The 26,540-nt window shown below is 58.6% G+C and carries 28 protein-coding genes and 1 pseudogene; 19 read left to right on the forward strand and 10 right to left on the reverse strand.

Annotated features, from left to right (window positions below):
- Positions 1-144: 144 nt before the first annotated feature.
- From MWC30_RS09675 to MWC30_RS09685, 3 genes are read left to right on the forward strand one after another with little or no spacing between them, the layout of a single operon-like run.
- Positions 145-579, forward strand: a complete 435-nt coding sequence (locus tag MWC30_RS09675; RefSeq protein WP_244083967.1) for a TolC family protein — start codon at positions 145-147, stop codon at positions 577-579.
- Positions 521-1,510, forward strand: coding sequence for an efflux RND transporter permease subunit (locus MWC30_RS09680; protein ID WP_244083968.1), 990 nt, complete (start codon positions 521-523; stop codon positions 1,508-1,510). The genes MWC30_RS09675 and MWC30_RS09680 overlap by 59 nt, the downstream gene beginning before the upstream one ends.
- On the forward strand, positions 1,458-2,501 hold the full coding sequence (locus tag MWC30_RS09685) for an efflux RND transporter permease subunit (protein ID WP_244084024.1): 1,044 nt from the start codon (positions 1,458-1,460) through the stop codon (positions 2,499-2,501). Before MWC30_RS09680 ends, MWC30_RS09685 begins: the two co-directional genes overlap by 53 nt.
- A 7-nt stretch (positions 2,502-2,508) precedes the next feature.
- Here MWC30_RS09685 and MWC30_RS09690 read toward each other — a convergent pair whose 3' ends face one another.
- From MWC30_RS09690 to MWC30_RS09700, 3 genes are all read right to left on the reverse strand, one after another.
- Complete coding sequence (locus MWC30_RS09690) at positions 2,509-3,519, reverse strand: RluA family pseudouridine synthase (protein WP_244083969.1); 1,011 nt, start codon at positions 3,517-3,519, stop codon at positions 2,509-2,511.
- A gap of 78 nt (positions 3,520-3,597) precedes the next feature.
- A complete protein-coding gene (locus MWC30_RS09695; RefSeq protein ID WP_244083970.1) occupies positions 3,598-4,266 on the reverse strand; it encodes an HAD family hydrolase in 669 nt (222 codons plus the stop codon).
- A gap of 30 nt (positions 4,267-4,296) precedes the next feature.
- Positions 4,297-5,139 (reverse strand): ankyrin repeat domain-containing protein, encoded by an 843-nt coding sequence (locus tag MWC30_RS09700; RefSeq protein ID WP_244083971.1) that lies wholly within the window; start codon positions 5,137-5,139, stop codon positions 4,297-4,299.
- Between the two features lie 198 nt (positions 5,140-5,337).
- On the opposite strand from MWC30_RS09700, the gene MWC30_RS09705 reads away from it, so the two are divergent.
- Entirely contained in the window at positions 5,338-5,787 is a 450-nt protein-coding gene (locus MWC30_RS09705) for a MarR family winged helix-turn-helix transcriptional regulator (protein ID WP_244083972.1), read from the forward strand.
- A 10-nt stretch (positions 5,788-5,797) separates the two neighbouring features.
- Here MWC30_RS09705 and MWC30_RS09710 read toward each other — a convergent pair whose 3' ends face one another.
- Positions 5,798-7,441, reverse strand: a complete 1,644-nt coding sequence (locus tag MWC30_RS09710; RefSeq protein ID WP_244083973.1) for a SagB/ThcOx family dehydrogenase — start codon at positions 7,439-7,441, stop codon at positions 5,798-5,800.
- A 27-nt stretch (positions 7,442-7,468) separates the two neighbouring features.
- Positions 7,469-8,371, reverse strand: coding sequence for a carbohydrate kinase family protein (locus tag MWC30_RS09715; protein ID WP_244083974.1), 903 nt, complete (start codon positions 8,369-8,371; stop codon positions 7,469-7,471).
- A gap of 130 nt (positions 8,372-8,501) precedes the next feature.
- Between MWC30_RS09715 and wrbA the strand changes: the two genes are divergently transcribed.
- Positions 8,502-9,113: an NAD(P)H:quinone oxidoreductase gene (wrbA, locus tag MWC30_RS09720; RefSeq protein ID WP_244083975.1), complete on the forward strand. Its 612-nt coding sequence runs from the start codon at positions 8,502-8,504 to the stop codon at positions 9,111-9,113.
- 95 nt (positions 9,114-9,208) lie between these two features.
- On the opposite strand, the gene MWC30_RS09725 is transcribed toward wrbA, so the two are convergent.
- Positions 9,209-9,733 (reverse strand): thioredoxin family protein, encoded by a 525-nt coding sequence (locus MWC30_RS09725; protein WP_244083976.1) that lies wholly within the window; start codon positions 9,731-9,733, stop codon positions 9,209-9,211.
- 282 nt (positions 9,734-10,015) lie between these two features.
- Here MWC30_RS09725 and MWC30_RS09730 point away from each other — a divergent pair, with 282 nt between their 5' ends.
- Positions 10,016-10,981, forward strand: coding sequence for a nucleoside recognition domain-containing protein (locus MWC30_RS09730; RefSeq protein WP_244083977.1), 966 nt, complete (start codon positions 10,016-10,018; stop codon positions 10,979-10,981).
- A gap of 110 nt (positions 10,982-11,091) precedes the next feature.
- Positions 11,092-12,189: a M42 family metallopeptidase gene (locus tag MWC30_RS09735; protein ID WP_244083978.1), complete on the forward strand. Its 1,098-nt coding sequence runs from the start codon at positions 11,092-11,094 to the stop codon at positions 12,187-12,189.
- Between the two features lie 3 nt (positions 12,190-12,192).
- Here the strand turns inward: MWC30_RS09735 and MWC30_RS09740 are convergent, their stop codons facing one another.
- From MWC30_RS09740 to MWC30_RS09750, 3 genes are all read right to left on the reverse strand, one after another.
- On the reverse strand, positions 12,193-12,615 hold the full coding sequence (locus tag MWC30_RS09740) for a hypothetical protein (protein ID WP_244083979.1): 423 nt from the start codon (positions 12,613-12,615) through the stop codon (positions 12,193-12,195).
- Positions 12,616-12,742: 127 nt separating this feature from the next.
- Entirely contained in the window at positions 12,743-14,029 is a 1,287-nt protein-coding gene (locus MWC30_RS09745) for a radical SAM protein (RefSeq protein ID WP_244083980.1), read from the reverse strand.
- On the reverse strand, positions 14,019-14,873 hold the full coding sequence (locus MWC30_RS09750; RefSeq protein ID WP_244083981.1) for a polysaccharide deacetylase family protein: 855 nt from the start codon (positions 14,871-14,873) through the stop codon (positions 14,019-14,021). The genes MWC30_RS09745 and MWC30_RS09750 overlap by 11 nt, the downstream gene beginning before the upstream one ends.
- A 318-nt stretch (positions 14,874-15,191) precedes the next feature.
- On the opposite strand from MWC30_RS09750, the gene MWC30_RS09755 reads away from it, so the two are divergent.
- Positions 15,192-16,427: a class I SAM-dependent RNA methyltransferase gene (locus MWC30_RS09755; RefSeq protein ID WP_244083982.1), complete on the forward strand. Its 1,236-nt coding sequence runs from the start codon at positions 15,192-15,194 to the stop codon at positions 16,425-16,427.
- Positions 16,428-16,551: 124 nt separating this feature from the next.
- On the opposite strand, the gene MWC30_RS09760 is transcribed toward MWC30_RS09755, so the two are convergent.
- Entirely contained in the window at positions 16,552-17,535 is a 984-nt protein-coding gene (locus tag MWC30_RS09760; RefSeq protein ID WP_244083983.1) for an aldo/keto reductase, read from the reverse strand.
- A gap of 178 nt (positions 17,536-17,713) precedes the next feature.
- Between MWC30_RS09760 and MWC30_RS09765 the strand changes: the two genes are divergently transcribed.
- The 11 genes and pseudogenes from MWC30_RS09765 (at position 17,714) to MWC30_RS09815 (ending at position 26,495) form a co-directional block, all read left to right on the forward strand.
- A complete protein-coding gene (locus MWC30_RS09765) occupies positions 17,714-18,379 on the forward strand; it encodes a zinc-ribbon domain-containing protein (protein WP_256461237.1) in 666 nt (221 codons plus the stop codon).
- A 23-nt stretch (positions 18,380-18,402) separates the two neighbouring features.
- Positions 18,403-18,699 carry a hypothetical protein gene (locus MWC30_RS09770; RefSeq protein ID WP_244083985.1) on the forward strand — a complete coding sequence of 99 codons (297 nt, stop codon included), beginning with the start codon at positions 18,403-18,405 and terminating at the stop codon, positions 18,697-18,699.
- 63 nt (positions 18,700-18,762) lie between these two features.
- The gene (locus MWC30_RS09775; protein WP_244083986.1) at positions 18,763-19,281 is read left to right on the forward strand and encodes a cob(I)yrinic acid a,c-diamide adenosyltransferase; all 519 of its coding nucleotides are present in this window, start codon (positions 18,763-18,765) and stop codon (positions 19,279-19,281) included.
- Positions 19,282-19,468: 187 nt separating this feature from the next.
- Positions 19,469-19,645: pseudogene (gene rpoZ / locus MWC30_RS22930) on the forward strand (DNA-directed RNA polymerase subunit omega); the annotation flags it as partial.
- 245 nt (positions 19,646-19,890) lie between these two features.
- Entirely contained in the window at positions 19,891-20,250 is a 360-nt protein-coding gene (locus MWC30_RS09785) for a hypothetical protein (protein ID WP_244083988.1), read from the forward strand.
- Positions 20,251-20,441: 191 nt separating this feature from the next.
- Positions 20,442-21,602, forward strand: coding sequence for a molecular chaperone DnaJ (gene dnaJ / locus MWC30_RS09790; RefSeq protein WP_244083989.1), 1,161 nt, complete (start codon positions 20,442-20,444; stop codon positions 21,600-21,602).
- Positions 21,603-21,651: 49 nt separating this feature from the next.
- Positions 21,652-21,864, forward strand: a complete 213-nt coding sequence (locus tag MWC30_RS09795; protein WP_244083990.1) for a hypothetical protein — start codon at positions 21,652-21,654, stop codon at positions 21,862-21,864.
- 63 nt (positions 21,865-21,927) lie between these two features.
- The gene (locus tag MWC30_RS09800; protein ID WP_244083991.1) at positions 21,928-22,878 is read left to right on the forward strand and encodes an ABC transporter ATP-binding protein; all 951 of its coding nucleotides are present in this window, start codon (positions 21,928-21,930) and stop codon (positions 22,876-22,878) included.
- A complete protein-coding gene (locus MWC30_RS09805) occupies positions 22,875-23,645 on the forward strand; it encodes an ABC transporter permease subunit (protein WP_244083992.1) in 771 nt (256 codons plus the stop codon). Before MWC30_RS09800 ends, MWC30_RS09805 begins: the two co-directional genes overlap by 4 nt.
- A gap of 22 nt (positions 23,646-23,667) precedes the next feature.
- Positions 23,668-25,122 (forward strand): GldG family protein, encoded by a 1,455-nt coding sequence (locus MWC30_RS09810; RefSeq protein ID WP_244083993.1) that lies wholly within the window; start codon positions 23,668-23,670, stop codon positions 25,120-25,122.
- Positions 25,119-26,495, forward strand: coding sequence for a DUF4340 domain-containing protein (locus tag MWC30_RS09815; RefSeq protein ID WP_244083994.1), 1,377 nt, complete (start codon positions 25,119-25,121; stop codon positions 26,493-26,495). Before MWC30_RS09810 ends, MWC30_RS09815 begins: the two co-directional genes overlap by 4 nt.
- Positions 26,496-26,540: the final 45 nt, after the last annotated feature.

Genomic DNA, 26,540 nt, shown 5'->3' on the forward strand with positions numbered 1-26,540 from the left:
GAAGAGATAAAACTATCTACCTGATTACTCATATCTTTGATGAAGCACTGAAGCTCAGGAAAAAAGGAAATTTCTCTGTCATGCAACGTCTTCCGTCATTTCCCTCAAGCAGAGAGAGTCAAGACTTTCTGGCTCTGCCTGCTGTTGGCTGCAGCGTTTAGCTGGGGCTGTGCGCACGCTCCGGAGGAATCGCCTTCTGCAGGGCGCACATCGGCCTTTCAGGAGTTTTCCCCCGCACTTTCGGAGGCTCCGCCCGGCGGAATCGCTCTACCCTCTACTCCCACACCGGGGGTCGAGCCGATCAACAAGCAACTGACGCTGGATCAGGCAGAGGAGATTCCCGGCGAGGCGACCACGCTGCCCGTCGTCACGCCCGAAGACCTGTCGCGGGACACCGATTCCCTCGTGAAACAGGCATGGGAAAAGCGGCCGGAAATGGCGGCGGCTCGTTCCCTCGTCCAGGCCTCCCGCGACCGGGTGCAGTCCGCCCGCGGGGGCTTCCTGCCGAAAATCGGGGCCAATGCCAATTACCAGTGGGATTCCGAATTTTGTAGGAGCGGCATCCTGCCGCGATGGTGAGCCTGTCGCGGCAGGATGCCGCTCCTACAAAGAACAGGGAGCCATCAAATCGAAAGTGTTGCACCGCGCCGGAATTACAGGCCGGCCTTGCCGAGCTGAGCGCTTCGCGCGGGAAGTTTTGCCTGCCGACGTCCACCTGCGCGTCACTCGAGACTACGGGCAGACGGCCGACCATAAAGTGAACGAGCTGGTGGATGCCCTGCTGGTGGCTATTGCGGTGGTCGTGCTGCTCCTGGCCTACACCCTGGGGTGGAGGGAAGGGATCCTCATCGCCCTGGCCGTTCCGGTGACCTTCAGCTTCACGCTCCTCATCAACCTCTTTCTCGGCTATACCATCAACCGGGTGACCCTGTTCGCTCTCATCCTTTCGCTGGGCCTGGTGGTGGACGATCCCATTGTGGACGTGGAAAACATCCACCGCCATTTCACTCAGCGCAAAGCACCGCCGCACCGGGCCGTGGTGGAGGCGGTGAACGAAGTGCGCCCACCCATCATACTCGCCACCCTGGCGGTCATCGTTTCCTTCCTCCCCATGTTCTTCATCACCGGCATGATGGGGACGACCTGGACGGGTACGAGCAGTCCCATGGATTTCAACGGCCTCGTGCGCCACTATTATCTCCGCCAGGGTGCCAACGTGGCGGACATCCGCTTCAACTTCATCGGAAAGAAATACCGTTCCCAGCAGAGCCATGCCATTGGACTTCGACTGCGCAACGACCTCAAAGCCATTGCGGAGCGCTACGGCGCCAATATCAAAATTGTGGAGAGCCCCCCCGGGCCCCCCCGTGATCTCGACACTGGTGGCGGAAGTCTATGGACGCATCGGGCAACCCTACGCGGAACTGGCCCAGGCGGCGGGAAGGGTCCGTCGGCTCATGGAAGAGACGCCGGGAGTCGTGGACGTGGACGACGTCCTGGTGGCCCCTGAAAGTAAAGCGGTCTTCCGTGTCGATAGGGAGAAGGCCGCTCTGCATGGGATCAGTGAGCTGCAGATCGCCGGGGCGCTGCAGGGAACGGTTGACGGGTCCCGGGTCGGCGCCCTGCGGCTGGATACGGAAGTGAATCCGGTCCACATCATGCTCCGCCTGCCGCGTGTGGACCGAGCGCGGCAGGAAGATCTCCTGCAGATCATGATGCGTGGACAGAATGGGGAAGGGGTATTCCTCTCGGAGCTTGGACGCTTCCAGGATACGGTCATCGATCAGCCGGTCTATCACAAGAATCTAACGCCGGTTGTTTATGTTTTTGGCGAAACGGCGGGCCTGCCGCCTCCCGAGGCTGTGCTGGCTCTCGAGGACAAAGTGGGTGACGAGCCGACTCTGGATGGGTTCCGCATGGTCTGGTCGGGAGAAGGGGAATGGGACATCACCCTCCGCGTCTTTCGGGACCTGGGGATTGCCTTTGGAGTGGCCGTGCTGGGGATTTACATCCTGCTCATGTACCAGACCCAGAGCTATCTGCTGCCGGCCATACAGCTCATTGCATTGCCCCTTTCCGTCATCGGCATTCTGCCCGGCTTCTGGATCCTCAACCTGCTGACGGGACACACGGTGGGAGGCTGGGAAAACCCCGTCTATTTCACGGCGACGGCCATGATCGGCATGATCGCCCTCGCCGGCATCGCCACGCGCAACTCCATTCTCCTCATCGAGTTCGTCGAGGCCCAAAAAGCAGAAGGCAAACCCCTGATTGTTTCCCTCATCGAGGCGGGAGCCCTCAGGACCCGTCCCATTCTCCTCACGTCCCTGGCCGCCATGCTTGCCGCCTGGCCCATCACGCTGGATCCCATTTTTTCGGGCCTGGCCTGGGCCTTGATTTACGGCATTGCGGTTTCCACGTTCTTTACCCTGATCGTCGTGCCCGTCGTCTACTACATGGCCTATGGGGGGAGAAGCTGCGCCGCAGGAAGTGGGGACTGAAGGAAGTTCATGGGGTGAATGTGCCGGGGCTTCCTGACAGACGCAGCTCCGGGGGAGGGGGACACTCGATTTCCACGGGAACGCCGGTGGCTGGATGCCGGAACCCGAGGTGCAGGGCATGGAGAAAATACCCCGTATCCCCGGGAAGGGCGTTCTGGGGATCCTTGAAAGTCCCTCCGCTCTCATAAAGGGGGTCCCCCACGAGGGGGTGTCCCGCAGCGGCCAGGTGGATGCGGATCTGGTGCGGCCTTCCCGTTTCAATGCTCACTTCCAGGAGGGAGCATGCTTCTTCCCCCTGAGGCTTTCGAACCTCCAGCACCCTGACCCGGCTGAGAGCGCTTCCTCCCCGAGCGCTGGCGGCGTGGAGCGTTCCCAGGCGGGGATGCGGGACGGGGCCGATGGGAATATCGATGGAGAACGAGGTGCTGGAGGGGGCTCCCCGCACGAGGGTCCGGTAGATTTTGGACACCTCCCTGTTCCTCCATGCCCCGGCCAAGACGGAACGTGCGTGGGGAGTACGAGAAAAAAGCACGACTCCCGAGGTCCCGCGTCCCAGGCGATGGATGGGAGTGGCTTCCCTGCAGTAGCGCTGCACCCGGGTCAGGAGGGTGTGGTCCATGAACCCTCCTGCGGGGACAGTCGGCAGTCCGTTGGGTTTGGCCACCGCCAGGAGCTCCTCATCCTGGTAAAGGACCGCGAAAGAAAGAGGGACTTCCGGTTCGTCCCAGGGAGGCCGCTTCCAGACGAGCCACTGGCCGGACTTCAGGAGGGATTGGGGGAAGGCGATGCGGCCGTCCAGGAGGACCTGCCCGGCGCTGATGCGGTCCAGCCATGTGTCCCGGCTGGAATGGCGGTAATGCCCTGCGAGATGTTCCAACACCGTCGATCCGGCGCTGCGGGGGCCGATCTGCTCGCGATATTCAAATCCTCCGTTGAGAGCCAAGGCAACTCCAAAGAAATAACCTACCAAAGGGTGGCTTGCTTTGTAGGAGCGGCTTCCAGCCGCGACCAAGCGCATGGCGGCTTCTCCGATGTCGCGGCTGGAAGCCGCTCCTACAGTTCTGGTACTCTATTATTTGTGAGCTGCCCAAGGACTTTACCCCGCCATGGAATCCAGCAGCTTCAGGAGATCCATGGGGTTTTCCAGCAGGGTTTCCGCACCGGAAGCCACGAGCTCCTCACGGCCGCGAAATCCCCAGAGGACTCCCACGGCGTGCATGCCCGCCGCCCTGGCCGTCTGCATATCGGTGTTGGTGTCGCCCAGGTAGAGAAACTCCGCCGGCGGAAAACCCAGCAGGCGGGCAATTTCCAGGGTGCCTGCCGGATCCGGCTTTTTCGCGACACCGGGTCTTTCTCCGAAAACGGGATGAAAGGTCCACCGGGAGAGCAATGCCTCCACCATCTGCCGGGTGAAGTCGTCGGGTTTGTTGGAGAGGACAGCCCTGGGCAATTGGCGCTCCGTCAGGGCATCGAGGAGCTGTGGAATACCGGGGTAGGGCTCGGTCAGTTCTTTCCACCGCAGACCGTATTCCCGCCGCATGGCGGCCAGGCAGGTTGCGACAGTGGTCTCCTCCTCCCTTCGATCGGGGGGGAGGGTGCGCCGCACGAGCGTTTCCATGCCGTCCCCCACGAAATGCCTGTAGGCATGCAGGGGATGGGAGGAAAAACCGAAACGGTGGAGCACGCTGTTCATGGAGTGAGCAAGGTCTTCAAGGGTATTCAGCAGTGTTCCGTCCAAATCGAAGATGACCGCTTTGTATCGCAAAAGTTTGCCTCATTTCTACAGTGCGTCAGCTCAATAATGCCACGCTGGGCGGCTGGACCGGTTGTATTCCAAAATGCGATAGATGGTATCGCGTCTCAATGCCGAAGCATAGACTTTGGGGGTGTAGCTATTCATGTCTTTGACATTCGGATTGGCTCCACAGCCCAGGAGAGCCTTCACGACCTCCGGGTGATCGTGGATGGTGGCGATGGTGAGGGCCGGGCGTCCGTACTGGTCTTTGATCTCGACATCCGCTCCATTGCTGATGAGGAGCCTTGCAATTTTCAGGTATCCCCCTTTGGATGCGTAGATGAGAGCCGTCTGGCCTTCTTCATCCTGCAGATCCACCTGGGCCCCCCGGGTGATAAGGAGGCTTGCCGTCTCGTAGTCTCCCGTCATGGCGGCGGCCATGAGGGCTGTAATGCCTTTTTTCTTCAGCTTGGAAAATTCGTCCGTGCTCTTCTTGTTGGCGTCCGCACCGTAGGACAGGAGCGTGTCGACAATGGGCGTGTGTCCGGCCCAGGAAGCCTGCATGAGTGCGGTCACTCCGTAGATGTCCGCGAGATTGACATCCGCCCCGCTCTCAATGAGGTAATCGACGGTGTCTCCATGTCCGTTGAGGGCGGCCAGCATGAGGGGGGTCATGGCTTCCCCGTCCCTCGCATTGATATCCGCCTTCTTGGAAAGCATGGCGCGCACGGTGGCCGTGTCCCCCAGCGATGCTGCCAGCAGAAGCTGCGCATTGAGCTGCTCCCGCTTGACGGAGTCCTTTTTCCTGGGGGCTTCCTGCGCCTGTCCCATGCCCGTGAAGCTCCACGCAAAAACAACACAAAATGCCACCCACAAGCCGAATGTTTTCCTTGCCTGCCCCATCTGTGTGCTCCTCGTCCCGTGCTCGCTTCTGTTTTTGCGCATCTTGCCAGGGAGTATATGACAGGCAATGCGCAAAGTGCCAGTCCAAAAGCAGGTCGGAGATTTCCTTGAAAAACTTGACGATCAATATTATTTTGATGTTAAATGGTTTTGTGTGCAGGAATGGACGTTTGGGACAGCAGCCGAAGAGGTGGAGCCATGGCAACTGCTTACAAAGGCACTCATGAAGAAACGGTCGCGCTGGATGCGTACACCAAGCTCATGCGCGCCACGGCTGCGGCCACAACCCGAATTCATGGGCACTTGGCGGATGAGGACCTGACTCAGAGCCAGTTCGGAGTCCTGGAAATGCTTTTCCACCTGGGACCGCTCTCCCAGGGGAGCATCGGGCAAAAGCTCCTCAAGAGCGGAGGCAATGTCACGCTCGTCCTCGATAATCTCCAAAAGCGCGGACTGGTACGGCGCGAAAGGAATGCTCCGGACCGCAGGCACGTCATCGTGTCCCTCACGGAGGAGGGGCATGCCCTCATTCAGCGTATCTTCCCACGCCATGTGGCGGCCATCGTCCAGGAAATGGAGGCCCTGACTCGGGACGAACAGATCGAGCTGGCACGCCTCTGCCGAAAACTGGGTCTCCAGGGGAAATGAAGCGTCACCCTCAGGGGGTATTCTCGGGATACGGCGGGAGGGTGCTGATCCTGCGGTCTTCCACGGGGCCTCCGACGGTAAAATGATAAAGATCCTGGAACTGGAAGTCCTGAAGCCCCAGCATCTCATGGCTGGGATTGTCGAAGAAACAGCCGATCCCCGTTCCCCGCAAATTCAGTGCTTCCGCTTCCAGGTAGAGCACCTGGCCGATCATGCCGCACTCCCAGTAGAGCCTCGGATAAAACCAGGCTCCCTTCGATTCCAGATTTTCCTGAAATCGAGCGATCATTCCCGCGCTGAAGCAACCGTCAGCGGCGATATCCTGGAAACAGGACAGCTGCATGGCGATTTTTCGAACATCTCCCTCGGCGAGGCAGTAGAGATGGAGATTTTGGGGACACTCTTCGGGTTTTTGCCAGAGAAAGCTGTGTTTCATGCCCGCCTGCAAAGCCGTCTCCTGCTCCCGGTTGCGCACAAGCAGGTAGAGGCCGGGATGCAGGCCCTGGATCCGATGGACGAACAGGACCAGGTGCACCTGCGCATCCCAGGGGAGCCCGGCGAAGGGAAGGCGATCCGGTCCGGGAAGCGTCTTCATGAGCAGTCGGTAGAAGTCCGAGCGGCTCATGGTGCTCGTTCCGTCCATGGATACGGCACTCCGGCGCTGATGGAGGATGCGGCGCAGGGACAGCCCCCGCTGGGGGATTTCATCTATATCATACTCCGTGGAGCCCGGCGTACTGCAGGGGATATCCGTGAGGGGCTTCCGCGACGCTCGTGAAACCGCGTCGATGGCGCTCCAGTCCACATGGGATCGGCTCAGGCGATTGGGTCTTCCCTGCCAGGAAAGTGCCGCGAACCCTTCGGTGGCCTCCATGTCCAGGGAACGAAGAGCCGAGAACGCCAGCCCATGAGGGCCCACAGCCACGAGGCAATCGGGCTCTTCCCTTTCCGCTTCAGAGGCTTGAGCACCCGATGTTCCCAGAAGGCACGCCAGCTGATCATGGCTGAGGCCGTCCAGCAGTGCCGTGCGCCACCCGAGGCCTGACGCCGCCAGAGTGACCGCCCCCAGGGCGTGGCCCACGTCGAGCCGGCAATACCGGAAGGCTCGCTCGCCGTATTTCCAGGCTTCCCTCCAGTGTATGGAGGTCAATCCCACAAAGAGAGTTCCCTGGGGCCAGGATTCCGTGAGCTTTTCCCACAGGGCCTGAGGAAGGGTGGCGCGCAGCTCCAGGGCGTGGTCCAGCGGCGCGTAATGGTATACGGCAGGGGATGTTCCGAGGCCGGGGAGAGGGCCGCAGAGGAGGTAACCCTCCGTGGGATGGAGATTGCCGCTGGAAGGGTTGACGCGGAGAGCCCAGGTGGCGCCCCCGCTACTCTTCCATGCCGACAGGGCCAGGCTGTCGTAAAATAGCCGGGACAGCGCGGAAAACGAAAGGGCGGCAGGGGTTATGCGTCCCGCCGTGAAAGCGGCATCGTAATCCTGACGATCGTCCGGGGGAATTTTTTCCAGGGTGATGACGGGCGCTCCCTCGTAGCGTCGAAAGGGATCGGGCTGAGTCGCCCAGTCCAGGTAGCCCGGGCCCCGGGCATAGCGGTCAAAATGATGCTTCGTGACCTCATGATACTCTGTGACTTGCCCCATGCGGTCCGGCATAAGCTTTTCCTTTCCTGGAGGTGTGATTCAGAGGTTTTTCAGAAAGGCCGCCACCTCATCCCCCGTGGGAATGGAAGGGCGGGCGCCCAACCGCCTGCAGCACAACGCTCCCGCGGCACTGGCATAGGTTAAGAGCGAACGGAAATCCTGTCCACGGGTGATCCCCAGAGCAAAGGCTCCGTGGAAAACATCCCCCGCCCCCGTGGTGTCCGTTGCCTCTATGGAAAAAGCCGGGAGTCTTCCCCTTTCCGTCCCCCGCTGCCAAACCAGGCCCTCCTCTCCCAGGGTGATGACAGCGCAGGGGGCGATGCGGCTCAACACCGCCACGGCGTCGTCCGGAGCTTCTTCCCCCGTCAGGTCGCGCGCAAATTTCCACGATGCTGCCAGGTAATCTACCCGGGGAGCGAGCTCCAGGGTTCCTTCCCGCACGGAGCCGGCGTCCAGGATCGTGGGGATTCCCTGCTCCCTGGCCCATCGGGCGAGAGGGGGAGAAATCAGGGGCTCGTGCCCGTCAAAGAGGATGGCTTTCGGCCTGCAGCAGGAAAAATCCACCGCGCCTGCCGGCAGGGGAGGCGTTTGGGCCTGGTGGTTCACGACGGTCCGCTTGCCGTCGGGCTTGACCAGGATAACGGAGAGGGGAGTGGGATGCGGCCTCCGCACGATCCAGTCCGTGAGCACCCCCTCGCCTTCCAGTTCCCGGGCATGAGCGTCTCCCTCTGGATCGCGGCCGAGTTGTCCGGCAAAGGCAGCTTTGCCTCCCAGCCGTGCCACGGTGACGGCTGCATTGGCTGCCGGCCCGCCTCCGCACGCGGCGAAATGCGATGCGGAGCACTTTTCATCTTCACCCGGGTGGTGGTCCACGGTCAGGATCAGGTCGTACGAAGCGTGGCCCACGCAGAGCACGTCCAGGGCCGGATGGGGAAGAATCATGGTTTTGCGTCCTGCTTGACAGAAGACAATGAACGATTAGTTTAACGCTAAATTGTTTGATATCTATGAATCGCGGTGATCCAGCTTTCAATCGTTTCAGAATGCTCAACGACTCGAAAGGAGAACATCCATGAAAATTCTGGTGCCTTACTATTCCCTGTACGGACATATTCATCGCATGGCCGAGGCAGTCGCTGAAGGGGCGAGAGAAGTCGAAGGTGCGGAGGTGAAAGTGTGCCGCGTTCCCGAAACGCTGCCTCCCGAAGTCCTGGAGAAAATGGGGGCAGTGGAGAGCCAGAAGGCCATGGCCCATATCCCCGTCTGCCAGGTGGAGGACCTCGCAGCTGCCGACGCCATCATTTTCGGTACCCCCACGCGCTTTGGAAACATGTGCGGCCAAATGCGCCAGTTCCTCGATGCGACGGGGCAACTCTGGGCACAGAGGGCTCTCGTGGGCAAGGTGGGAAGTGTTTTTGCAAGCTCCAACACTCAGCACGGAGGCCAGGAATCCACAATCCTCAGTTTTCATATCACACTCCTCCACCAGGGTATGGTGGTCGTCGGTCTGCCCTACACCTTTCAGGGACAGATGGGCGTGACTGAAATCACGGGAGGCTCCCCCTATGGCGCCTCCACCATCGCGGGGAATTCCGGCGAGCGCATGCCCAGCCCCAACGAACTGGCGGCAGCCCGTTTCCAGGGAAAGCACGTGGCGTCCATTGCAGCCAAATTGAGTCGATGACGGATTGTTTTCAAAGGTCTCTTGATTCACCAACAGCTGCATTTTAATCAATGCCGGGAGGATGCATGAAAAGTGGGGTGCCTCGGCCACCCCAATCATTTTTTGTCCGGGCTCCCTGCAATTCTGAACTTTGCATCCAAAAGCCAAGTTTTGAGTTTGTTTCTAGGGGGAACGGACCCGGTGCACACGACCTTTCCATTGATGAGAAGAGCAGGCACCCCCATGACTCCGTAACGGGCGATCTCCTTCATGTCCCGGATGTGATCCACGCTCGCAGGCAGCTGGATCTCCGCCAGGATACTCATGATCATCTCCTCCATGCTGTCGCACTGGGAACAACCGGGGCCGAGCACCTTGATGTCGACTTCTAGCGGTGCTGCCTCCACATAGGGTTGCCCCATGAACTTCCGGAATTCCCGGACAAACGCCCTCTTGTAATCTTCTCTCGCCGTAGGGGAGATGTAATTCTTTTTGGACAATTGCTGGAGCATGTACGACTGGATTTCCTCGTCGCTTGTGTCTCCATAGTCCGGCGCCATTTCCTCCATGAGTCCTTTCAATCCGATCAGCCCCACGGAGTCTTTTCCCACCCTGATCTGTGTGATATCCGTCTCTGCCACTTTGGCTCTCTCCTCATTGTCATCTGTTGAAAATTTCATTCCAGGGGAATGGGCCAGTCAAAGCCTTCGAGTCAGAGCGGCGTCGGTGGCTTCGAAAGACTGAAAAGGCCAATCCTCCGAGATGCGCTTTTAGCCTGAGGCAGGCTGCTTTTCCTCGAGGGCATCCGGTATTTCTTTTCTTTTTTATACGAATTGGGCATTCCTGACCAGAGGATCCCTGTGGTATGTAGACCGTGAAAAACTCTTTGATTCAAACTTTGATGCAGAAAGAAGCCGCTCATCATGCATGCCGCTACACAGTGGATCCGGGATGTCCTCTCCGAAGGCCGTGACATCAGCATTCGCCTCTTCAAGATCATGATTCCCGTGCTCGTCGTCGTGAAAATTTTGCAGGAACTGGGAGCCGTCGTGCTGCTGGGACGGATGCTTTCCCCTGTCATGCAGCTGGTGGGACTGCCCGGGAGCATGGGGCTGGTCTGGGCGACAACCATGCTGACGAGCCTCTATGGTGGACTCCTGGTGTTTGCATCTCTCAGCGCGGATTATCCCCTCACGGTGGCCCAGGCCACCGTATTGACTTCCATGATGCTCGTTGCCCACGGCCTGCCTGTGGAGTTGAGGATTGCACAGGTTGCGGGGGTGCGGCTCTACGTCATGGGAACGCTCCGTGTGGGAGGGGCCTTCCTCTTCGGAGCCATTCTGAACCAGATCTATTCGCGGGGAAATTGGCTGCAGGAGGTGAATGCGATGACGTGGATCCCCCCGGCCGCCGACCCCTCCCTCGCCGCCTGGCTCCTCGGACAGCTCAAGGGCCTGGCCATCATCTATGTCGTCATCCTGGGGCTGCTCGTCCTCATGAGGCTTCTGAAGCGTTTGAAGGTTACGGACTTTTTGACAAGAGCGTTGAACCCTGTCTTGAGGCTTCTTGGCATTGGAAAGGATGCCTCCACCGTGACCATCATCGGCATGACTCTCGGGCTGGCCTATGGAGGGGGACTCATCATCCGGGAGGCCACTTCGGGGCGGCTGAAAAACAGGGACATACTCTTTTCTCTTGCATTGATGGGGCTCTCCCATTCCCTCATCGAGGATACGCTGCTGGCGGCCTTTCTGGGCGGTCATATCTCCGGAATTTTCTGGGGCAGGATTCTCTTCTCCCTGGTGTGCATCTTCCTGCTGGTCAGAAGTGTATCGCGCATTTCACAGGAAGCTTTCGACCGCTACCTTTTTCTGAGCCGTTCTTCATGACTTCGTGGGTGCAGAGAGCCGAAAGAAGAAAGATTTGGGACGCTGAGAACGCTGACAGGCGCTGAGGAACGCTGATAGAAACCAACTATTTATTGGAGGAGAAAAGAAGAATGGACGTTGAAAAAAGGAAAGCGACGGGACTTCAGCTCCTGAGGCAACTGGCGGAAGCGCATGGCGCCCCGGGCTGCGAACAGGCGTTGCGACGCATCTTTCGAGATACGGTGAGCGGACCGGTCCGAACAGACCCCATGGGCAACATCATTCGGGAAAAGGAAGGCCTTGCAGCCGGCCCGCGCGTCATGGTGACGGCGCACATGGACGAAGTCGGCTTTGCCGTTCAGAGCGTCACCCGGACGGGGCTTCTCAAGTTTGTTCCCCTGGGGGGGTGGTGGGGGCACACGCTGCTGGCGCAGCGGGTGTGTGTTCGCACGCAGCAGGGAACCGAGGTGCTGGGAGTAATCGGCGCCAAACCACCTCACTTCCTCAGCGAGAGCGAAAAAGAAAAGGTCATGAAGCTCGAGGATATGTTCATCGATGTGGGCGCATCGAGCGCCGACGATGTTCGCACCCGCTTCGGCATTCGTCTCGGGGACAGTGTCGTTCCCGACAGCACGTTTACTCCTCTCTTCAACCCGGATTTTCTCCTCTGCAAAGCCTTCGACAATCGGGCGGGAATGGCCCTGACCCTCCATGCTCTCCTGGAAATGGAGGGGATCTCCCATCCCAACACCATCGTGGGGGTCGGAACGGTGCAGGAGGAGGTGGGCGTTCGGGGAGCACAGGCGGCGGCTTACGGCGTCAAGCCCGACGCTGCCGTTGTCCTGGAAGGAACGCCTGCGGACGACCTGCCGGGTTTTTCCGAAGAGGAGCAGCAGGGAGCCTTGGGAAAAGGGGTGCAGATCCGCATCCTGGATCCTTCGGCCATCATGAACCGCAGGCTGGTCCAGTATGCGATAAAGGTGGCGGAAGCGCACAACATTCCCTATCAACTGGCGGTGCGTAAGAGCGGCGGAACCGACGCGCGTGCCATCCATCTCAGCCGCACGGGGGTTCCCACCGTGGTGCTGGGGGTGCCGGCCCGCTATATCCACACCCACAACAGCATCATCCACATGAGCGACTACCTGAGCGCCCTGGAACTGGTGGTGCAGCTCCTGCGGAGCCTCGACTCCTCCACGGTGAGCGGCTTTACCGCCTACGAGGATTGAGCTCTATTCCAGGTAGAGGGTGCTGCTGAGGGTCAGTCCCGTTCCAACGGCGGCGTAGACGACCGTGAGAATGAGGCGGGGGGTATGCGAATGGCGCAGGAAATACCCCAGGCTCATCATGACGAGGACGAGCAGGTAGCTGCGCCACGCCTGGAAGGCAAAGAGGCATACATTTTCGGGCTTGGCGGCAATGCGGCGGATGTTTTTCCTGGCGATGCGGCTGAAGCCGTAGCGATATACCACCACCCCGCCGCCGAAGCCCAGGACAACTCCCAGAGCGTTGGTGGGCCATTCCATTGTGGACAGCCAGCTGCACGCCGTGACGCAGAGCGCCGCCCCCACGACGGCCCAGAAAAGACCGGCCGTCATCAAAAGCCAGTGGCGTGAAACGGAAGGGGTGCATTTTTTCAAGAAGCTGGATCTCACCTTCGGCACTCCTTGTTATGAGCTGTTAGCCGTTAGCTTTTAGCAATCAGCCATTCATTTTAGCAATAATTCTTCTAACCATGTCCACAGCTAAAAGTTAATGCCTAAATTCTAATAGCTCATTCGTTTATACCAAGGTTTCATCCAGGCAGGGATTGAAATACCCGAATTTCAACTCCGGAAAACGCTCGTTCAAGCGGCGCATGAGTTGCCGAATCCCAATGGTTTTTTCGGGAGGAGGAATTCTCAGATGAGCTCTGTACCACTCGGGGTCGATGTTGAGATTGCGCATCTGGATGAGATCGAGCTGCGTTTCCTGGATGAAGCCGCAGAGCGCTTCGAATTCAGGGGGACTGTCCGTGAAGCCGGGTAGCACGAAATAGTTGATGGAGGCGAACCGCCCGAAGTTTTTGACGGTTTTCAGGGAGAGCTTGATGTCTTCGAAGGTGTAGCCGCGGGGATTGAAATAGGCCTGGTAAAAGTTCTGTTGAGCGCTGTTCATGCTGACGCGGATGCTGTTCAGCCCTGCGTCGCAAAGCTCCTTCACCCGGAGGGGCAGACTGCCGTTGGTGTTGAGGTTGATGGTGCCCCGAGGGGTGCATTCGCGCATCATGCGAATGGATCGCGCGAGGGTTTCCGCCTGGAGCAGCGGTTCGCCTTCACAGCCCTGGCCGAAGCTCACGACGGCGCGGGGAGCCTCCCTCAGGTGGGGCACCGCCACTCCGCAGACTTCCTCGGGACTGGGCACAAAAGTGATGCGGTCCTGGGTGGCGCAGAGATCTTCACGGTCCTGGAGGCTGATGCAGCCGAGACACCCGGCGTTGCAGACGGGAGACGTGGGGAGCGGTGCTTCCCAGCGCTTCATGAAAAGATTCCTGGCTGCGGGGCACCCGTAGGTGACGGCACACTTGCCCAGGTGCTGAACGAGGCGGTTCCGGCCCTCTTTCTGCATCCTGCGGCGGGCATTCCGTTCGATGATTTTGGGGTTGAAATGGCGGAGGTCCTGGCGCTCGTCGGCATCGACCCGCACTCCGGCCACGACGAAACGGTCGTTGAGCCACCCCACGGCGGAATAGGAGAACAGAGGGAGCAGGGGAGCGTCGGGAAGGGTCTGATAGGCTGCGGAATAGATCTGTGTATGCGCAGGGGCCATGAAAGCCGCTACGGCCTGCACCTTTCGGCCCCTGTGGTCGGGGTCCTCCGAGAGGACCTGGAAGTTTTTCGCCCGCGAATCATAGCCCACGGGAAGACGGGAGGGGAGGAGGAACAGTTCGCTGCCCTGCGGGAGGGGAATCCAGTCGCCGGGCTGCATGCGGCGCCACTGGCCTCCACTGCTTCCCGCCATTTCCAGCTCAGGGAAGTCCAGAATGTTTCCCGCCTCATCGGCATAGAGTAGCTTCGGCCTATTCTTCATTGTCTCCGTCTATGAGCTCCCTGAAGGTTGAGAAACGGGCTTCGGCCTGCGTCTGGAGCCGGGTGAGCAGTTCTTGAAGGAATTCGAAGGCGAAATAGGTCATGCGCTGGTGGTGTATCATGATGCCGATGGGCTCCCGCCTGCCGAGAAGAGCAGCCAGGTCGTCGAGCAGCACTCCAAAATCCGAGATCCCGTCCCTGGATTTTCGCGTGTGCAGGTCGAGCTGAATGCGCAGGTTCTTTATTCCATCGGGGTTTTTGTACCCCCGGGGAAACCCGGCCGCCATGGAAACCGCCTTAAAATTGAGCTCCTCCAGAATTTTCATCGTCGTCAGAGAAAGGCGGTTCCAGGGAGGCGTGAAAACGTCCACCAGGTGCTCCCCGAAGATGTCCTGCAATTTCCGGCGCCCCTGGGAAATGTCGCTGAACTGTTTTTCAAAGGGGCGCTCTTCCCCGAATTCCGAGCTTTTGCCCGAGCGCTGCCAGTTGACATGGCACCACCCATGCTGATGCCATCCCCAGAAGGGCTCTTCCAGGGGCGCCAGCTTGAAGAGCTGTTTCACGCGGATGCCGGTGATCCATGCGGGGACGACGGCCATGGCCAGGGGAATCTCAAAAGACCGGAAGAGTCGGCAGAGCGCTTCGAAAGGACGGCCTCCCGCCCCGATATCGTCCGCACGAAAAAAGATCCTGGGAGCTTGATTTCCCAGTCCTTTCTCGATGGCTTCCGCCAGCCGATGACGCCATTGGGGGATGGGGTGTTGCCAGAGGGCGGCAAAACGGCGCGGGTGGTAGTTTTCGGACAGGCCAAAATTTGGAAGATCGTAGGGGAGGCCAGGGTTCAAAATGGAATACTCCTTGGGTTGCCGGCTTTGGGGGCCACGTTATGAGGTGCGATACGAGGCGGCAGACTATAAGATCGATCCCTTTCCGTCAAGTGAGTCCAATTTTGTGTCCTCCGGGTCGATACCGTCTTCCGATAGCTCCATGGCCGACGGACCGTCGCGAAGCGATCTGCGCCTTCGCAGCCCCTTCACGGTGTCGATTGGATTTGCCTTTTGGTCCCTCGAACCGTAGGATGGCGCTCTGTGAAGGGCGTGCCCGAAAAAACAACTTGGAAACGCGGTTTAAAAGCGATGCAGTAGCAGGGGAAGAGAGTCAGTATGGTCAGAGTCGGTGAAAACGTGCGTGAGGGGAGCAAGGCCTTTCAGCGCCATGTGAAACAGCAGGTCCAGGCTCGGGTGCATCGGTTTCTTGCCATCACACCTCCGGAGCTTTCCTCCCTGTGCCGTGAGGAAATGGCTGCTCTGGGACTGGGCGACCTGGAAAGCACAGAGGCCGGGATCGAGTTTTCGGGGGAGCTGCCGCAGTGTTATTGGAGCAATTTGTGGCTGCGAACCGCCAGCCGGGTGCTTTGCCGTCTGCCCGAGTTTCGAGCGGGGGCTGCCGAGGAGCTGTTCCGCCGCGTCCTTCGGATTCCCTGGGAATTATGGCTCAATTCAAGGTTGCCTCTTCATCTCACGGCTTTCGTGGAACATTCCCGCCTGGAGCACGAAGGGGCGGTGGTGGATACCGTGTTGGCCGGGGTGCGCAAACGGTTTTCCCTGCAGAATACGGAGCCTCCCGTAGAGTGGAAGCCGGAAGGAAACGGCGTGGAGGCTTCCGCTTCCCTTGAGCCCGACAAACAGAGAATCCTGGTTCATGTGAAAAACAACCGGTGCCGCATCAGCCTGGACACGACGGGGGCCCACCTGCATCAAAGGGGCTACCGTCGGCGGCACATGGGGGCTCCCCTGCGCGAGACCCTGGCGGCCGCCATCCTTCTGCGCGCCGGCTGGCAGGGGGACATTCCCCTGGTGGATGGAATGTGCGGTTCCGGGACATTGCCCATTGAGGCCGCGCTCCTCGCCCGGCACCTGCCGCCCGGGGGGGCTCGGCCGTTCCTCTTCGAGCGGTGGCCGGCATTTCAAGCAAAAACATGGGATTATCTGCGCCATAAGGCCATGGAGAACGCCCTGCCCCGCGCAGCCGTTCCCATAATCGGCATGGACCGCGATGCCGAAGCGGTGGCTGTGTCCCGGGAAAATGGGGACCAGGCGGGTGTCGGCTCCGACATCGAGTGGCTCCATGAAGACTTTTTAAAATTCAACCCCGCCAAACTTGGGCTGAAGCCCGGATTGCTGGTCCTCAATCCCCCTTATGGCCGACGGCTGCCGGGCGGAGGCAAGGAGCTGTTTCATCCCCTGGCGAGTCACCTGCGCAGTGCTTTTGCGGGGTGGAAGGTCGCCATACTGGTGCCGGACCGCTCCCTTTCGGTCATTCTCGGGCTTCCCTCCATGCGCTTTTGGACCATTCGACATGGAGGGCTTTCCATCATGGTGGCCCTTGCCCGCATATAGTGAAGGGGGGGACGCGGGGTTTCCCGTTGAAAGGCCCCCTGTGCGGACCTTAATTCTTTCGTTCATCAGCGTGAGTCAGCGCCTGTCAGCGTTTTTCAGCGTCCCGAACTCTTCCCTATGCTTCTCACGGCCGGGGCGCCATGAATTCGGGACCGACGGGCGTCTTGATGTGCTTCGCAAGGATTTCGTCCACTTTTGCCAGGTCTTCGGGGCGGATCTGCCAGCCGGAGACTCCTGCATTGTCCTCCACTTGCTGCACGGTTCTCGCTCCGGCAATGGCGGTCGTCATACCCGGTTGCTGGACAGCCCATCGCAGAGCGAATTGAGCGACCGTCTTCCCGTAAGAGGCGGCCAGTTTCTTGAGTGCCTCCGCGGCCTTGACGTACTGCTTGAAGCGGTCGGGCTTGAACTTGGGATCGAAGCGACGCAGATCCCCTTTGGGAAATTCTTCATCCCCCTTGAATTTTCCTGTCAGCAGACCCCGGCAGAGACCTCCGTAGCCCAGGGTAGCGATGCCGTTCTCCACGCAGAACGGGAGCAGTTCCTTCTCCACTTCTCTTTCAAAGATATTGTACGGGGGTTGCAGACTGTATACGGGGCCGGCTTTCAAACACGCTGCCACCTGGTCCTTGCCGAAGTTGCTGAGTCCGTAGTAGCGGATCTTGCCGGCTTCCTGCAGCTTCTGCATGGCCCGGATGGACGACTCGAAGGGCGTACGGGAATCGGGCCAGTGGATCTGCAGAAGATCGATGCAGTCCACGCCCAGGCGTTTGAGGCTCTGGTCCACCTCGTATTCGATCCGCTCGGGGCTGGAATTCCTCTGGACGTTTTCTCTTTCATCCCATTCCAGCCCGCACTTGGTGGCCAGGACGATGCCGTCGCGTTTTCCCCATTCCTTGAGGGCCATGCCGATGACGGATTCGGATTTGCCAAAGCCGTAGACGGGAGCCGTATCGATGAAATTGATCCCAAGCTCCAGGGCTCTCAGGATGGTTTTGACGGATTCCCTGTCGTCTGCTCCTCCCCACAGCCACCCCCCTGTGACCCAGGTGCCCAGAACGACGACCGAGACTTCAAGATCGGTTTGACCAAAACGAACTTTTTCCATAAATAGATAACCTCCTCGGGCGATATGTTATGAAGATTCAGTTCAACATACAAGGCAAAATGACCGAAGATGCAGGCAGTGCCGAAATTTTGAATTGTCAGGAAGCCTTCGGAACCTGTATGGTAAAAATGTGGGTGACGTTCCAGGAGACCTGTTTCCGAGTGAATTGAGGTGAGACGTGAAAGTCCAATGTCCAGGCTGCAGTGCAGGATTTTCGTTGCCCGACGAAAAAATTCCGGCTGGGAAGGCTTTGCGAGTGCCCTGCCCGAAGTGCAAGACCCCCATTGAAATCAACGACAAGGCGTTTTCCCCTGCGGAAGAGGCACCAGCCGGTGGTCCTGAGCTCCCCCAGATCGAGGAGTCTGTGCCTCCGCAATCTCCCCGGGAAGACGCTTACCCCCTGGACATGGTCGAAGAAGGCGTCCATGCCGCCCTGCTCTGTGTTTCGGATCCGTCGAGAGGGGCGATTCTGGAGCGCATCCTGGTGGAAATGGATTTCCGGGTATTCCACGGAGCAAATGTCTCTTCCGCCGTCAGCAAGATCCACCACAATGCGTATTCCCTTGTTGTGCTGGATGAGTCTTTCGACGGGGGATCCCCCACACAAAACCTCGTTCTCGGACATATTCAGCTCCTGCCCATGGACATGCGAAGGCAGCTGTTCGTGTGCCTGCTGAGCGAGGGTTTGCAGACGTTGGATCAATTGGCAGCCTTTCGCATGGGTGTGGACATGGTGTTGAATTTGAAGGATCTTTCAAAGACCAGGAACATTTTGAATCGGACGATGAAAGAGCACTTTGTCCTCTACAGGATCTACAAGGACGAGCTCAATAGAAGGGCCTGATTCTGTTTAGAAAGAGTTTCCAGATGCTGTTCGGCCGTTCCCGTCAGAAAAAGAAATCCAGGCATCTGCGCCTGCGCGTGGAGAACTGTGTCGACACGATTCTGGATTTGAACGAGCGTCTGGGGGAAGGGAAGATCAGGCCTGAGATCATCAAGCAATTTGAGCGGTTGAAGGAATCTCTCAAGACCATGACGGATGAGTCCGTGGACGAGGGGGACATCGATCGTATCGAGGAGGCTACCAACCAGTTGTTGGCGGAAATTCGCATGTCGCAGGGTGAGGAATGGTCCTTGTGGCCCCGGGAGGGATCGACACATTAGGTCTGTTTGAGTGGATAAGTGAGTGAATAAGTGAGTGGATAGAATGGCAAGAGGAGTCTGAGAGTGGATGTTTTTACTTTTTCCAAGAAGGGAGATCAGGGCGAAACGAGCCTGCTGACCGGGACGAGAGTGTCCAAAGCGAGTCTGCGTCCTGAGACTTACGGGACTTTGGACGAAGCCAGTTCTGCCATGGGGATGGCCAAGGTTTTCACGCAAAATGAGTCGATCCGGTCGATGATCCTCACGGTCCAGGAGGATCTGCTGCTCCTGGGAGCCCAGCTTTCCAACGACGATCCGACCAAAACGGATTTCAATATCGGAATGGAGCTGACAGTGCGGCTGGAAGGCTGGATCAGGAAGCTCCAGGAGGAGGTGCCCCTGCCCCGCAGGTTTGTCTTTCCGGGAGCCAATGCCGCCAGTGCTTCCCTGGATCTGTCCCGCACCATCATTCGCCGTGCCGAGCGCCGGGCTGTGGAAATGCGGGAAGCCGGCCTGTTCGACAGCCCTGAGGTGCATGCCTATTTGAATCGCCTGGCGGATTTCCTCTTTACTCTCGCGCGGTATGCTGAAGAAAGAGGGTAGACGTTCTACGAACGGCCCCGGGCGGCTCTTATTTTTCCGTTGCCTTATGTTCCGAAGTCGGTTTATAAAACCCAGTCCGGTTCCCGAACGTGCAGCGATGCCGGACGAGATTCGATGACCAAAAACAGATGGGGTTCCCATCTGTTTTTTTTGCGGAATGTCGAAAATGCCCTGAGGAGGAGCCCATATGGCCCGAGTGACCGTTGAAGATTGTTTGGAAAACGTCGAGAGTCGCTTTCAATTGGTGCACCTGGCGGTACGGAGAGTCCTGCAGCTGCGCAGCGGCGCGGCTCCGCTGGTGAAGGCTCCCAAGAACAAAGAGGTGGTTGTGGCCCTGAGAGAAATAGCAGGGGGAAAAATCTCGATGGACAACATCCGTCAATTCGACGAGGTGAAGGAAATGGCACCGCTGCCTCAGACGCCGGCTCTTGAAATCGACGATGCGGCGCGCACCGAGTTGAAGGAAATCCTGGAATCAGCGACTCAGTTCGATGCCTCTCTGGAATATGAAGAGTCGGCGCGTTTGGACGATGAGGAACTGGGACCGGAAGCCGCTGAAGATGAGGATTGATGCTCCATTGACCTGTGGGGTAGACCGGGAAGGCAGCAATGGCGGATAAAAAGCTGATGGGTTGTATGGAGAAGCGCGATCTTCTGAACCAGTCCGCGGTTTCCGTGGAGAGCATGCGGACCTGGGGAGAACGCTACGAAGAAGCCGGCCTTCTCAGTGACGCCGTGGATTTTTACGAAAAAGCCAAGGCGACCAGCGCCCTGGAACGGTTGAGGGAAAATGTCCTCAGGGAGGGAGACTTTTTCCTCTTCGGTCGAGTGAGCCGCATACTCGGTCTCGATCCAACGCCCCAGGAGTGGATGGAGGTGGCGAGGCAGGCGGGAGAGGCGGGAAAACAAGCTTTTGCGGCTCAAGCTCTTCTCAAGGCCAATCCCCCTGGTGATTCAAAGGGAAAATGAAACCCTGGGTGAGGAGTGTCGAATCTCCTGTGCCGGCGGATCTGGAACGAGCCGGCAGGGGTGATGGCTCCCCGTCATCCCTCGAGACTTGACAATGCCCGGGTGTGTGTTTACGAATTAAGTGGCCTGAGCGGGGGCCTACCTGTTTTCATGCAAGTGTGTCAAGGGATTACAAGAGGGATGGGTACGAAATGGGGAAAAAAGATTATTACGAAGTCTTGGGTGTATCTCGACAGGCTGATGGCGAAGAGCTCAAGAAAGCCTATCGGAAGCTGGCTCTGAAGTGCCATCCTGACCGGAATCCCGGGGACAAAGAGGCTGAAGAGCAGTTCAAGGAATGCGCCGAAGCCTATGAGGTGCTGCGGGACGCTCAAAAAAGACAGATCTATGACACCTACGGTCATGAAGGGCTCAGGGGGTCTGGATTCAATGGCTTCAGTGGTGGATTCGACGACATCTTCTCCCGCTTCGGGGATGTTTTCCAGGATTTCTTTTCCTTCAATTTCGGGGGGCAGTCGCGGCCCCGTACATCCGCTCGACCGGGCGACGATCTCCTTTACGATTTGAAGCTTTCTTTCGAAGAAGCCGTTTTTGGCACGGAGAAGGATATACGCATCCATATCATGACCGCCTGCGAGACCTGCCTGGGCAGCGGCGCTGAACCGGGCACGAAGGAAACCGTCTGTCCCGCGTGCAACGGGAGCGGACAGGTGGTGCAGAGCCAGGGGTTTTTCCGCATCAGCACGGCCTGTGCCCGATGTCAGGGAACCGGGCGGGTTCTGGTATCCCCCTGTCAGGCCTGCCAGGGGCAGGGACGTCTGAAATGCGAGAAAACCGTGCACGTCAAGGTTCCCGCCGGGGTGGATTCCGGGACGCGACTGCGCCTCCGCGGCGAAGGCGAAAGCGGATACCGGGGTGGCCAGACGGGGGATCTCTATGTCCGCCTTGAAGTGGAGCCCCATGAATTCTATGAAAGAGACGGAGACAATCTCTTTGCAAAGGTTCCCGTCTCCTTTGTGCAGGCCATTGTGGGGGATGAGATCATGGTGCCGGTGCTCGGGGGAGGGGAAAAGAGCGTGAAGATCGAGCCCGGAACCCAGCCGGGGACAGTTCTGCGCTTCCCGGGTGAAGGGGTGCGTCGCCTGCGGGGATACGGGAACGGGGATCTTTTCATCGAGGTGGAGGTGAAAATTCCCACGCGTATTACGCCGAGGCAGGAAGAGCTGTTGAAAGAATTCACCGCCCTTGAAAAGAATAAGTCCGGAAGCAAGGTGAAGAGCTGGTTGTTTCATGGGCGTAAGGGTCGCAAAAAGAATGGCGCGGCTGAAGCCTCCCGCGAGGCACGTTCCTGAGATCGTTTTCCAATTGAAATCATCCAACCCATCTGCAGGAGGTTGAATCGTGGTGCGCACGGGACCATCCGGGCAGTACAAGGATTTCAACGCATCGGAGCTCTACTGCCCCCGCTGCAAGCGGGCCATGCCCGTACGGAGTCGACTCTTGCTGGTTCTGCCCGATGGAGAGCTGCACGAATACCTCTGTATGCGGTGCGCCTCTTCACTGGGGACCAAGACCGTTCGCGAGAACCGCCCGCGAACGATCTACATGCCTTGATATAACCTGAAGAATTTCATCTGTATTAAAATCCAACTTTTATAAATTCCGAGGACGAGCGGTATGATTGAAGCGGAAGGACTGAGCAAGTTCTATGGCTCTCTACCGGCCATACGGGATGTGAGCTTTCAAGTGAAGGTCGGCGAAGTGGTGGGATTTCTGGGGCCCAATGGGGCGGGGAAATCGACCACCATGCGTATTCTGACCTGTTGCATGCCTCCCACTGCCGGGGTGGCGCGGATAGACGGCCTGGATTGCCTGGAGCAGTCCCTCGCTGTGCGCCAGAAAGTGGGATATCTTCCCGAGAATGTTCCCCTCTACCTGGACCTGCCGGTGAAGCGGTTTCTGCGTTTTGCGGCGAGTGCCAAGGGCGTTGAGGCCAGGAAGATCGAGGGAGAAATAAGGCGTGTCATGGGAATTTGCCGTTTGGAAAAGAACGCCCATCGTATCATCGGGCATCTCTCCAAGGGGTACCGTCAGAGGGTCGGGCTGGCCCAGGCCCTGTTGAACAACCCCTCGGTCCTGATCCTCGATGAGCCGAGCATCGGGCTCGACCCGACACAGATCATCGAAATTCGCCGCCTCATCGGGGCGTTGAGGGACGAGCACACCATTCTTTTGAGCAGCCATATCCTTCCGGAGGTGGCGCAGATCTGCCAGCGCGTGCTCATCATCAACAAGGGGCAGATCGTGGCGACGGACACCCCTTCCAACCTCACCAGCCAATTGCAGAAGTCCGCCCATGTTTCCCTGACGGTGAAGGGAGACCCGTCTGCCGTCATTCCTCACCTGGAGGGCCTGGACGGTGTCGAGAAGGTGACCGGCGATGCGGCCCGGCCCGGCCGCCTCCTGGTGGAATCGGACCGCTCCCGGGACTTGCGCCCGGAGATTGCCCGTGTCGTGGTGGATCAGGGGGCGGATCTCCTGGAGCTCAAACTGATGGATATGAGTCTCGAAGACATTTTCATGCAATTGGTGACGGAAGAAACGTCCCAGGAGGGTGCCCCATCATGAATGGATTTGGCGCTGTCTATCGCAAAGAGCTTTACAGCCTTTTCGCCTCTCCCATCTTTTATGTCGTCGCCTTTACGTTTCTGCTCATTTCAGGTTACTTTTTCTACAGCAATATCGGGTATTACAACCTGGTGAGCTTCCAGGCGAGCCAGGACCCTCTCATGGCCAGGCAGCTGAACCTTTCGGAGATGGTCCTGAGGCCGTTTTTTCTCAATGTGAGCGTTGTGCTGCTGCTCATTTCCCCCCTGCTGACCATGCGCCTCTATGCCGAAGAGCGCAAGATCGGCACGCTGGATCTGCTCTTCACTTATCCCATCACCGACCGCGCCATGGTCCTTGCCAAGTTCGCCGCCGTGATGACGGCGTTCGTGGCCATTCTGGCGGGTACCCTCCCGGGAATCGTGCTGCTGGGGAACTTTTCCTCTCTCAACTGGAAAGCCGTTTTCAGCTGCTACCTGGGAATGCTCCTCCTGGGGGGAGCGTTCCTCTCGCTGGGAACCTTCACCTCTTCCCTCACCCAGAATCAAATCATTGCGGCGGTGCTTTCCTTCGGGGCGCTGCTCATGTTCTGGATCATCGGCTGGATCAAGTCGTTCATCGATCCGGGACTGGCCGGTTTCGTGGACTACCTGTCCGTAACCAATCATTTTGACAGCTTTACCAAGGGGGTTCTGGATTCACGGGACCTTGTCTATTACCTGCTGTTTGTGCTCCTGTTTTTGTTTCTCACTCTGAGACAGATGGAGTCCTATCGCTGGAGAGGCTAGGATGACGGAGGTGACCTCAGCCATGCCGGATAAAAACAAACGAAGTCGAATGTGGAGCTATGGCTCCAGTTCGGTGGTTTCGACACTGTTTTTTGTGGGAATTCTGATTATCATCGCCATGATCGCTCAGCAGCATCCGTGGCGACAGGACTTCACGGAATCGGGAACGTACACTCTGACCGAGCAGACGCGGAATCTCCTGAAATCTCTGGAGCAGCCCGTGGAGATCAAAGGGTTTTTCCCCACGTCCTCCGCCGAAGAGCTGAAAGCGAAAGATCTCCTGGATACCTACCGCTACTACAGCCCCAAGCTCAGCTACACCTTCATCGATCCTGATCGACAGCCCGATGTGGCCCGCCGCTATGAAATCCGCAACTACGGCACGCTGGTCCTGGAGGGCTATGGAAAGAAGCAGCCCGTTTCCTTCGTCGATGAGCAGAACATCACCAACGGGCTCCTCAAACTGATCAGCAGGGAACAGAAGAAGGTCTATTTTCTCACGGGCCACGGAGAGCGCTCCTCGGCTTCGACGGAAAAGACAGGATACTCCAGCGTGCGTTCGGCGTTGGAGAAAGAAAACTACCTGCTGGAGGAATTGAACCTCATGCAGAAAGGTGAGGTCCCCGCCGATGCGGCCATGGTCATCGTGGGGGGGCCTGAAAAGTCCCTCTTTCCGGAGGAAATGGAGCGGCTGGGCAAGTACCTGGACGGTGGGGGAAGGCTCATCGTCCTGCTGGATCCCTTCCAGGATGGGGGACTGAAGGATTTTTTGAAGGCCCGGGGCATCGAACTGAGGGACGACATCATCATCGATGAATCCGTCGGGATCTTCGGGGGCAACTACCTCATGCCGCTGGCGGCCGAGTACGGCGCGCACAAGATCACGGAGAATTTCCAGCTCGTCACATTCTATCCCGAAGCGCGATCGGTCGAGATCATGAACCCTCTGCCGCCGGGTATCCAGGCCCAGGCGCTCGCTTCCACCAGTGAAAAGTCGTGGGCGGAAACCAACTTGAAGTTGCTGGAGAAAGAGCAAAAGGCCGGGCTTGACCTCAAGGAGGACCTGGCCGGGCCGGTTCCCCTGGTGGTGCTTGTGGAGGTCAACAACTCCAAGCCCGCCAACGATCCTGCGGCAAAATCTTCTGAGGGGAGAGGTGCTTCCAAGGGCTCAGGAAACGAAAAGAAAGACCCTGCCGCGGACCGTCGGCAGGGAATTCTCCTGGTGGGCGGCGATTCTGATTTTGTCTCCAATGCCTATTTCGGCCTTTCGGGCAATGCCGATTTTTTCCTGAACATGGTCAACTTCCTGGCCGGGGATGAGACCCTCATCACCATTGAACGCCGGGAGAAGGAAGGCCGCCCCCTGTTGTTGACCCGGAGCCAGTCCCTCTCTCTCATGTGGGTTCTGGGGATGGTCCCGGTGGTGGTGATCCTGTGCGGTCTCCTGGTCTATCGCGTGCGGAGGTCCCAGCGATGAAGTGGCGTCATTCCATCGTCTACCTGGTCGTGCTGCTGCTGGCGGGTGGGTACTTCTACTATTTCGAAGTTCTGAAGAAGCGGGAAAAAGAGGCCGCAGTCCAACAGGCCGAAAAGGTCTTTCAGCTGAAAAGCGACGCCATCCAGGCCATGGAGATTCACGCCAGGAACCGGCCGCCCGTGACGCTGAGCAAAGAAGCCCACTGGAAGATCGCCGAGCCGATCCCGGCGGACGTGGACGATCTCGTGCTGGAAGGAGTGCTTGAAACCCTGGTCGGTTTGACGAAGGAAAGAACGATTGCGGAGACGGCCGAGGATCTCGCGCCCTACGGGCTGCTGGAGCCTTCCGTGAGAGTGCGCTTCAAAACGGGTGACGGCTGGACCGACCTTTTGCTGGGGGACCGGAACCCTCTCCAGGATGCTTATTACGCCAGGGTCGAAGGGCGCCCCCAGATCTTTCTTGTGAATGAGGGAAGCGGCGACAGCCTGAACAAGGGGTTGGACGATCTGAGGAAAAAGAGCCTGTTTGCCTTCAAGCCCGAGGAAGTTCGAAAGCTCGAGGTCTCCTGGAGGACCGGGGAAACAGTGACGGTGGAGCGGCCGGCGGGGAGCCAGGACTGGAAAATCAAAGGGCACGAGGACGTCAGGGTCAAGGCGGGCAAGGTCCGAAATGTTCTGGAACAAATCCAGTGGCTGCGGGCGGATACATTTCTGGAAAACGAAACCGTCGGGCTCGCCTCCCACGGCCTTCAGCCTCCCCGGGTGACGGTCCGCCTCCAGCTGGAAAATGACCAGGTTGTAGAGCTCCTCTTGAGCGACCTTCAAGGTAAAAATTCCGATCGTGTTGCGGCGGCCGGTTCACAGATGCGTGGGATTGTAGAGCTGCCGTCTTCCATTCTCCAGGATCTTCCCGCAAATTTTGCCGCACTGGAAGATCGTTCCTTGCTGGGGATGCGGCGGGATGAAGTGCGGCAGGTGGAGTGGAGCATCGGAGAGCGTCGCGGACATGTGGCTGCCGCTGAAAAGGATCAATGGAAATTCAAAAGTGACGGCGCGGAAGGCGAAAATCTGAAGGAGTCCTGGCGGGTTCAGGCCGTACTGTGGGAGCTCAACGATTCGGAATACCTGGAAAAGGTTTCTCCCATGCCTTCCCTGCCCGAGAGCCCTTACGGCAGGGCGGCCTTTTGGGACAAGGACAGGAGGCGGACGACGCTGACCTGGGAAAAGCCCGATGAAGCGAATACTGTACCGGTTCGCGTCTGGCTGGAAAAAGATGGAGCGATGATGGCCGTCCGTGTGAAGGCTGGGCGTATGGCGACCCTGCAGCGCGAGCTGGAGGCCATTCCGGTGGCGTCGGCGCAGAGCGTGCCATGACGGCGAGGCCGCTTCAACACAAAAGCGGATTGAAAATTCTGCTCT

It is taken from the genome of Desulforhabdus sp. TSK, assembly GCF_022836495.1.
Lineage (GTDB): Bacteria > Desulfobacterota > Syntrophobacteria > Syntrophobacterales > Syntrophobacteraceae > Desulforhabdus.

Coding starts and splice junctions, on each gene's coding strand:
- MWC30_RS09770 (WP_244083985.1), top strand. CDS start 18,403: ATGCTGTTCGGCCGTTCCCGTCAGAAAAAGAAATCCAGGCATCTGCGC.
- MWC30_RS09715 (WP_244083974.1), bottom strand. CDS start 8,371: ATGATTCTTCCCCATCCGGCCCTGGACGTGCTCTGCGTGGGCCACGCT.
- MWC30_RS09815 (WP_244083994.1), top strand. CDS start 25,119: ATGAAGTGGCGTCATTCCATCGTCTACCTGGTCGTGCTGCTGCTGGCG.
- MWC30_RS09690 (WP_244083969.1), bottom strand. CDS start 3,519: ATGCGCTTGGTCGCGGCTGGAAGCCGCTCCTACAAAGCAAGCCACCCT.
- MWC30_RS09735 (WP_244083978.1), top strand. CDS start 11,092: ATGGACGTTGAAAAAAGGAAAGCGACGGGACTTCAGCTCCTGAGGCAA.
- MWC30_RS09745 (WP_244083980.1), bottom strand. CDS start 14,029: ATGAAGAATAGGCCGAAGCTACTCTATGCCGATGAGGCGGGAAACATT.
- MWC30_RS09700 (WP_244083971.1), bottom strand. CDS start 5,139: ATGGGGCAGGCAAGGAAAACATTCGGCTTGTGGGTGGCATTTTGTGTT.
- MWC30_RS09730 (WP_244083977.1), top strand. CDS start 10,016: ATGCATGCCGCTACACAGTGGATCCGGGATGTCCTCTCCGAAGGCCGT.
- MWC30_RS09805 (WP_244083992.1), top strand. CDS start 22,875: ATGAATGGATTTGGCGCTGTCTATCGCAAAGAGCTTTACAGCCTTTTC.
- MWC30_RS09810 (WP_244083993.1), top strand. CDS start 23,668: ATGCCGGATAAAAACAAACGAAGTCGAATGTGGAGCTATGGCTCCAGT.
- wrbA (WP_244083975.1), top strand. CDS start 8,502: ATGAAAATTCTGGTGCCTTACTATTCCCTGTACGGACATATTCATCGC.
- MWC30_RS09680 (WP_244083968.1), top strand. CDS start 521: ATGCCAATTACCAGTGGGATTCCGAATTTTGTAGGAGCGGCATCCTGC.
- MWC30_RS09755 (WP_244083982.1), top strand. CDS start 15,192: ATGGTCAGAGTCGGTGAAAACGTGCGTGAGGGGAGCAAGGCCTTTCAG.
- MWC30_RS09760 (WP_244083983.1), bottom strand. CDS start 17,535: ATGGAAAAAGTTCGTTTTGGTCAAACCGATCTTGAAGTCTCGGTCGTC.
- MWC30_RS09705 (WP_244083972.1), top strand. CDS start 5,338: ATGGCAACTGCTTACAAAGGCACTCATGAAGAAACGGTCGCGCTGGAT.
- MWC30_RS09800 (WP_244083991.1), top strand. CDS start 21,928: ATGATTGAAGCGGAAGGACTGAGCAAGTTCTATGGCTCTCTACCGGCC.
- MWC30_RS09685 (WP_244084024.1), top strand. CDS start 1,458: ATGGAAGAGACGCCGGGAGTCGTGGACGTGGACGACGTCCTGGTGGCC.
- dnaJ (WP_244083989.1), top strand. CDS start 20,442: ATGGGGAAAAAAGATTATTACGAAGTCTTGGGTGTATCTCGACAGGCT.
- MWC30_RS09785 (WP_244083988.1), top strand. CDS start 19,891: ATGGCGGATAAAAAGCTGATGGGTTGTATGGAGAAGCGCGATCTTCTG.
- MWC30_RS09710 (WP_244083973.1), bottom strand. CDS start 7,441: ATGCCGGACCGCATGGGGCAAGTCACAGAGTATCATGAGGTCACGAAG.